Below are 6,650 nucleotides of genomic sequence, written 5' to 3'. Positions count from 1 at the left end.
GCCATCGCTGCATTGCGGTTCTTGACGGCGCGGCGCCAGCACGCCGCCGGCACAGGCCCAGAGCGGTTCCTGCTCTGGGCAGTGACGGGAGCGGGGAAAACGGAGATCACGTTCCCGCTCCTGGAGGCAGTGCTCGCTGCCGGAGGCCGGGCACTGGTGGCGACGCCGCGCCGCGACGTCGTGCTGGAGCTGGCCCCGCGGCTCGCCCGGGCCTTCCCGGCGGAGACGCTGGCCGTGCTGTACGGCGGCAGCCAGGACCGCTGGGTACCGGGTCAATTGACGATTGCAACCACGCATCAGCTGCTAAGGTTTCAACATGGCTTTGATCTGGTCATTATCGATGAGTTGGATGCTTATCCTTACCATAACAATCCAATGCTGGCTTTTGCTGCTGAACAGGCCTGCAAGCCGGATGGAGTGTTTATCTTCTTGTCGGCGACACCGCCGCAGAAGCTGCAGCGGCAGGCGCATTCAGGGAAGCTGCCTCATGCCAGAGTGCCCGTACGGTATCATGGACATCCGTTGCCTGTGCCCCGCCGTATACCGATGAATCCCGTCCAGTTATGCATGAAGCGCGGGGCCCTGCCCGCAGCGTTCCTGCAAGCCTTGCACAGGTCGCTTGCACGTGAGGCGCAAATCTTTATCTTTGTGGCCCGGATCGCTCAAATTGAAGGGTTACTGACCCTTCTTCGCCGGAAAATCCCCGGTGTGTGCATAGAGGGCACCTCATCTAAAGATCGGGACAGAACCGATAAGGTCATTGCCTTCCGTAACAGGGCAATCACCATCCTGGTCACAACAACCATCCTGGAACGGGGAGTTACCGTTCCCCGTAGTGATGTTTATATTTTGGACGCAGACAGTAAACTGTTTGATGAAGCCTCGCTGGTTCAAATGGCTGGCCGTGCCGGGCGCTCCAAAGATGACCCTGCCGGCAGGGTAAACTTCTTATCACCGGAGTGGACCCGGTCACAGCGCAAAGCCATCGGGCAGATCCGTACCATGAACTCGATTGCCCGCAAGCAGGGATATCTGGACAGGAGGGAATCTTCATGGACACATTAACTGCGTGGCTTACCAAAGTCCGCTACTTACTTGCCCCTTCTTTGCTTCAATGCCTGATTTGCGGCAAAACCAGCCGCCCGGCAGCAGGCCTGCACGGTATCTGTGCAGTTTGTGAAGAGGCTATTCCTTGGATCAGGCATCCCCGCTGCCAGAAATGCGGACGCCATGTCGGCTGCCCCGACTGCAGCCGCAGCGGTGAAGCCGTACCGATTGTCTGCAACCGGAGTGCAGTAGCTTATACAAGTGTGATGCGCGAAATCCTAGGTCAATATAAATATCGGGGGAATGAACAGCTTGCTCCACTGTTAGGCTCAATGCTGGATAGAGCCTACATCCGGCTTAAAGCAGAAAGAGAACGGAGACAGCAGGGGATTGCAGAATTCCAAAAAGCACAGAGGGTATTTACAAGGCCCTTATTCCGCGGCAAGCAATCTGCTAGTAACCATCGATGGCAGGCAGATCTGTTTGTCCCTGTGCCTGTCTCGGAATCGCGGCTTGTTGAACGGGGATTCAATCAGGCGGAGCGGCTGGCGGATGTGCTGTCCGGGCGCAGGGGGATTCCGCAGCTCCCGCTTTTGGTCCGCACCCACCATACCGGTAAACAAAGCTTTAAACACCGGGCGGAACGAATCGCGGATATGAAGCATGCTTTTGCAGGAAATCCGGATGGAGCTGTCCTATTGCAGTTTGAGGTGTGGCTGGAAACCTTGGGAAAAAGAACGCGTCCGCTGCAGATTGTTATAGTAGATGATATTTATACTACAGGGAGCACCATACGCGCCTGCGCTGATACTATAAAAACGCTGTGTGACGGCTATGGAAAAGCTGCTGAAATATATAGCTTGACCTGGGCCCGGTCATAGGCGGTGCAGGAGTGTTTTGAATGTGCTTCCTGACAATTTTGTCCGTATAATATAACTAAAATCCTTAACTAGCCGATACTAATCATAGACTATGCTTGTGCAATCATGTAATCTAAGCATAAGTTGATTCTATGCTGCACAAAATGTAAGGAAAGGAGCCGCTGCTGAAAATGAATGTAGACAATTGTCCAAGATGCGGCCGTCTGTATGTCAAAAACATTATGGATATATGCCAGCCCTGCATCAAAGAGCTTGAGCATCAATACGAAACCTGTGTAGAATATCTGCGCAAAAACAGAGGAACTAATATTCAGGAATTATCCGATGCCACGGAAATATCAATCAAAGAAATTACCCGTTTTATCCGTGAAGGACGGATTTCCATAGCGAATGCTCCCAATATGATGTTGCCTTGTGAAGTGTGTGGGACGTTAATCCGCGATGGACATATGTGTGAAAGCTGCCGCAACCGTTTGAGGAGAGATCTTTCCAACGCGGCTAAGGAAAACGTGACACCTGAGCCGACCCAAAAATCATCTGGCGGAGCATATCGTGTTGTTGATAAACTTCGTGACAACTAAATCTTTTGGGAAAAAACGTTTTCAGCTATAAAGAATGATTCATTAAAGGCCGATAAACTTAGTAAAGATTATCGGCTATTTTATTTTATAAGGAAGGTGGAAGTTATGAAAATTAACGAGACCGGACGAATCAATCCAATTAACCCGTATCAAAGAAATGCTGAATCACAGCGCCAGGATCAAACCAAGAAGAGCACCCGTAAAGATGAGGTTTCGATTTCCGATGAAGCTATTAAGCTCCTTCAAGCACAGAAAAGCGGCACAATCGACGCAGCACGCGCTGATAAGATCCAGAGCCTGAAACAGCAAGTTTCCGCAGGTACCTACCAAGTTGACGCAGCCAAACTCGCAGAGACACTCGCCCCCTACTTTAAGCAATCCTCCGAGAATTAGGTGAACCCATCCATGGCATTGACGAGATTACTTGAACTTCTTGAGCGGCTGGACGAGACGCATCTTCAGATGCTTGATCTGGCCGCCATCAAGAAACAGACGATTATGGACAATAAGGTGGATGGTCTGATTGACATCATGAACCGCGAGTCCAAGCTGATGAAGCTGATTGGGCAGCTCGAGGAGCAGCGTGCAGAGGCGGCGTTTACCTTTTTACAAGGTGTAGGCATCCGTTCGAATCTGAACCTGAATCTGACCGAGCTGTCCCGGCTTGTATTTGACCCTGAGGATAAATCGCGTCTGCAGCAAGTTCAGCAGAAGCTTTCTAATACACTTCACCGCTTGAAAAAAGCCAACGAGCTGAATCAGAAGCTGATTGAGCAGTCGCTTACCTTTATAGATTATTCCCTGGATTTGCTTGTCGGTAGACCAAACCAGGATTTCACCTACCATCATCCATCCGACAAGGGATATAGCAGCACTAGGCCAGGACTTTTTGACACCCGCGGATAGATCGATCTTTCTTGCATTCCGTTTTGCCGGAGCATTCATAGGGAGGAATTAGCAGTATGACATCCACATTTCATTCAATCGAGACGGCAAGACGGAGTCTTTTTACTCAGACCGCTGCACTCAATACGACAGGACACAACATCGCCAACGCCAATACGGAAGGATACACCCGCCAGCGGGTGAACATGAAAGCTGCATTGCCTATTGAGGCATATGGTCTCAATAACTCTACAGTTCCAGGCCAGATGGGGACCGGTGTTGAATTCACGTCAATAGAACGGATCCGGGAAATGTTTCTGGATGACCAGTACCGTGGTGAGAGCTCTGCCAGCGGCAATTGGAGTATCCAATCGGATACACTGGACAAACTGGAGGCTATCGTGAATGAACCCTCGGATACAGGTATCCGGACTGTACTTGATAACTTTTGGAAATCTTGGTCGGACCTGAGCAAAAATCCGGAAGATCCTACAGCCCGCAAGATTGTAGTACAGACCGCACAGTCACTTACGGATGCTATGAATTATATGAGTACCCAGTTAAGTAACCTGGACCGGGATCTCAATACAAATATCGATGTTAAGGGAAAAGAGATTCAGAGTTATCTGAGCTCAATCGCCGATTTGAACCAGTCTATTGCCAAAATTGAAGGCATGGGTGACCAAGCCAACGATTTGCGGGATCAACGCGATTTGATGACGGACAAGCTTTCCAAGATCATCAATATCACCGTTGTAGATACCGATGCCGGATATAATATCTCGCTTGGTGGGCAACAGCTTGTTCAAGGGCCAGTACCTAATACAGTTGACAGTGCGTTTCTTAATAGTGCTTATGCATCAGGTGAGCTGAAGGCCGGTGAGGCGTACGGGATGATTTTTTCCAGCAAAACGTATGTAGCGGATTATAAAAAACAGCTGGATAATATGGCCAATACAATCGCCACTGGCGAGGTGCAGGTTACGATTCCGGCAGGCTCCACTCTTCCTGCAGGGACAACTGTTCTGAAGGATTCAGAAATCATTAATTCTGATGGAACCAAAACTACACTCCTGGCAGGTGCAGCAGTCCCAGTGCCGCTTACCGGTGATTTGAAGACTACAGTCAAAGGTCTGAATGGACTGCATCAGTTGGGTTATGCGCTGGACGGCAGTTCAGGCAGAGATTTCTTTACACCTTTAATGGCCGGGGAAACTATCACGGCAGCGAATCTCCGGTTGAATCCGGAAATCGCCGCTGATCCGACATTGTTTGCGACTTCTCTTCGGGCTACAACGGACAGTGCGGGTAAAGTATCCGTAATAAAAGGAAATAACACTCTGGCTCTTTTGTTCAGTAACATGAAGGATAACAATACATTCACTACAGCAGATGGCATCAAGAGCGGCACTGTTGGTTCCTATCTAAGCTCCATGGTAGGGCAACTGGGGATCCAATCCCAGGAAGCTGCACGTCAGGCGAGTAACTCGGATTATTTGGTGGACCAAGTGAACTCACGGCGCCAGTCCGTAAGTGGAGTGTCTTTAGATGAGGAAATGTCGAATATGCTGGTGTTCCAGCATGCCTATAGTGCTGCTGCGCGGTTTATGACTACCTATGATGAGATGCTTGATAAACTAATTAATTCTACCGGCACAGTCGGCAGATAAAGGAGGAACAGATTATGTTGAGGGTCACCTCCAATATGATGAATTCACAGCTGCTGCTTAACCTGAACCGTAATGCGCGTACGATGAACGACACGCAGCTTCAGCTAGCTACTGGTCGAAAGATTAACAAACCCTCCGATGATCCGGTTGGGATTACTTATTCCCTGCGTTACCGTGCCGAGCTGTCGTCCAATGAGCAGTACACCAAGAATGTAGACAGCGCTTTGTCGTGGCTTGATTATAACGATACCGTGCTGGGACAAGCTGGAGATGTAGTTCAGCGTTTACGCGAGCTTACTGTACAAGCCTCAACCGGAAGCAATCCGCAGTCCGCTCTGGATAGTATTAATGAGGAAGTAATGCAGCTTAAGGAACAGCTGGTGGATATTTCTAACAGTCAATTGAATGGCAAGTATATTTTTAATGGTGAGAAATATGACACCAAACCTTATGATTTTGCTAAAAGCACGGATGGTACGTACGATGTATCTAAGGTTATAACTACTGACCCCGGTCAGATTCAATATATTGTAGGTGAAGGTGTTCAACTGCCAATTAATATGACCGGAAATGATGTGTTCGGTCATACAAGTAATCCTGACAATTTGTTTTCGACCATTAATAGTATTTCTTTGGCACTAAAATCCGGTGATTTTACAGCAGTCTCGGCTCAACTTGTTAATCTTGACTCGAGAATGGAAACCATATTAACAGCCCGCTCTGAAATAGGAGCCAAAACGAACCGTGTTGAATTAATGCAGGAACGTTTAAGTGACCTGAATACGAATCTAACGGATCTGCAGGCGAAAACTGAGGATGCAGACTATGAAGGATTGATTATGCAGTCTAAAATCCAGGAGAATATCTACAATGCTTCGCTATCCGTGGGTGCAAAGATTATCTCAACTTCTCTGGTCGATTTCATAAGATAGTGGGGGGATCTTGATGATCCAATCTATCATACAAATACGTAAGTCTCCTGCTGTCATGCACATAGATGCAGATGCAGGTACATTTGCTATAAGACAGCCCAAGGCTGATTTAAGTATAACGACTACTCTAGGAGAACTTACCGTTCAATCCACCCGTCCAGAACTAACTATAGATCAATCAAGAGCATGGGCAGCCTATAACGGCGGCAACATGTTGGATATGAATAAACGTATTTATTCCGGTATTGAACAGTTGTATTTACAAGGAATAGCCAAGAGGGTTGAGCAAGGAAACCGGATGGCCGAATTTTTTAAGCCAGGGAATACAATTGGTGAAGTCTATGGTATGGATACTGAACCGAACTCCTTTCCTGAGACTCGTAGCCCTGCGTCCTATGACAATGTGGACATTCATATCCAGACACAAGCGCCGCAGCTCAGTTATCGGCCTGCTCAAGTGGATGTGAAGATCGAAAGGAATGCTCCTGAGATTGAGTTCACCCGTGGTAAGCTAGATGTTTATATGCAAAGCTATGGTTCATTACAATTTATTCCTCCGAATCTCAGTGTTTAAGTTGCTTCCAAGCTATAGATGTGCCTTACAGCACCTCTATAGCTTTTCTGCTATATATTCTTTACAATTTAATTCAAACT

The 6,650-nt window shown here is 48.2% G+C and carries 8 protein-coding genes; all 8 read left to right on the top strand.

The window, feature by feature from the left end; all coding sequences use genetic code 11:
* Positions 1 to 1,065, top strand: a 1,065-nt coding sequence (locus AQR02_RS20275) for a helicase-related protein (protein ID WP_148449181.1), incomplete at its 5' end; no start/stop codon positions are given.
* Positions 1,053 to 1,928: a ComFC family protein gene (locus tag AQR02_RS20270; protein ID WP_054942269.1), complete on the top strand. Its 876-nt coding sequence runs from the start codon at positions 1,053 to 1,055 to the stop codon at positions 1,926 to 1,928. The genes AQR02_RS20275 and AQR02_RS20270, both read left to right, overlap by 13 nt.
* 170 nt (positions 1,929 to 2,098) lie before the next feature.
* Positions 2,099 to 2,509 carry a TIGR03826 family flagellar region protein gene (locus AQR02_RS20265; RefSeq protein ID WP_054942268.1) on the top strand — a complete coding sequence of 137 codons (411 nt, stop codon included), beginning with the start codon at positions 2,099 to 2,101 and terminating at the stop codon, positions 2,507 to 2,509.
* Positions 2,510 to 2,614: 105 nt separating this feature from the next.
* Complete coding sequence (flgM, locus tag AQR02_RS20260; RefSeq protein ID WP_054942267.1) at positions 2,615 to 2,902, top strand: flagellar biosynthesis anti-sigma factor FlgM; 288 nt, start codon at positions 2,615 to 2,617, stop codon at positions 2,900 to 2,902.
* A gap of 12 nt (positions 2,903 to 2,914) precedes the next feature.
* On the top strand, positions 2,915 to 3,415 hold the full coding sequence (locus tag AQR02_RS20255) for a flagellar protein FlgN (RefSeq protein ID WP_054942266.1): 501 nt from the start codon (positions 2,915 to 2,917) through the stop codon (positions 3,413 to 3,415).
* Between the two features lie 56 nt (positions 3,416 to 3,471).
* A complete protein-coding gene (gene flgK / locus AQR02_RS20250; RefSeq protein ID WP_054942265.1) occupies positions 3,472 to 5,064 on the top strand; it encodes a flagellar hook-associated protein FlgK in 1,593 nt (530 codons plus the stop codon).
* 14 nt (positions 5,065 to 5,078) lie between these two features.
* Positions 5,079 to 5,996 carry a flagellar hook-associated protein FlgL gene (flgL, locus tag AQR02_RS20245; RefSeq protein ID WP_054942264.1) on the top strand — a complete coding sequence of 306 codons (918 nt, stop codon included), beginning with the start codon at positions 5,079 to 5,081 and terminating at the stop codon, positions 5,994 to 5,996.
* 13 nt (positions 5,997 to 6,009) lie between these two features.
* Positions 6,010 to 6,570: a DUF6470 family protein gene (locus AQR02_RS20240; RefSeq protein ID WP_082451992.1), complete on the top strand. Its 561-nt coding sequence runs from the start codon at positions 6,010 to 6,012 to the stop codon at positions 6,568 to 6,570.
* Positions 6,571 to 6,650: the final 80 nt, after the last annotated feature.

The organism is Paenibacillus ihuae (genome assembly GCF_001368795.1).
Taxonomy (GTDB): Bacteria; Bacillota; Bacilli; order Paenibacillales; family Paenibacillaceae; genus Paenibacillus_AQ; species Paenibacillus_AQ ihuae.
This window is presented reverse-complemented; position numbering and strand designations above follow the sequence as displayed.

Excerpts from the sequence above, each read along its gene's own strand:
- AQR02_RS20270 (WP_054942269.1), top strand. The coding sequence starts at position 1,053 with ATGGACACATTAACTGCGTGGCTTACCAAAGTCCGCTACTTACTTGCC.
- AQR02_RS20265 (WP_054942268.1), top strand. The coding sequence starts at position 2,099 with ATGAATGTAGACAATTGTCCAAGATGCGGCCGTCTGTATGTCAAAAAC.
- flgM (WP_054942267.1), top strand. The coding sequence starts at position 2,615 with ATGAAAATTAACGAGACCGGACGAATCAATCCAATTAACCCGTATCAA.
- AQR02_RS20255 (WP_054942266.1), top strand. The coding sequence starts at position 2,915 with ATGGCATTGACGAGATTACTTGAACTTCTTGAGCGGCTGGACGAGACG.
- flgK (WP_054942265.1), top strand. The coding sequence starts at position 3,472 with ATGACATCCACATTTCATTCAATCGAGACGGCAAGACGGAGTCTTTTT.
- flgL (WP_054942264.1), top strand. The coding sequence starts at position 5,079 with ATGTTGAGGGTCACCTCCAATATGATGAATTCACAGCTGCTGCTTAAC.
- AQR02_RS20240 (WP_082451992.1), top strand. The coding sequence starts at position 6,010 with ATGATCCAATCTATCATACAAATACGTAAGTCTCCTGCTGTCATGCAC.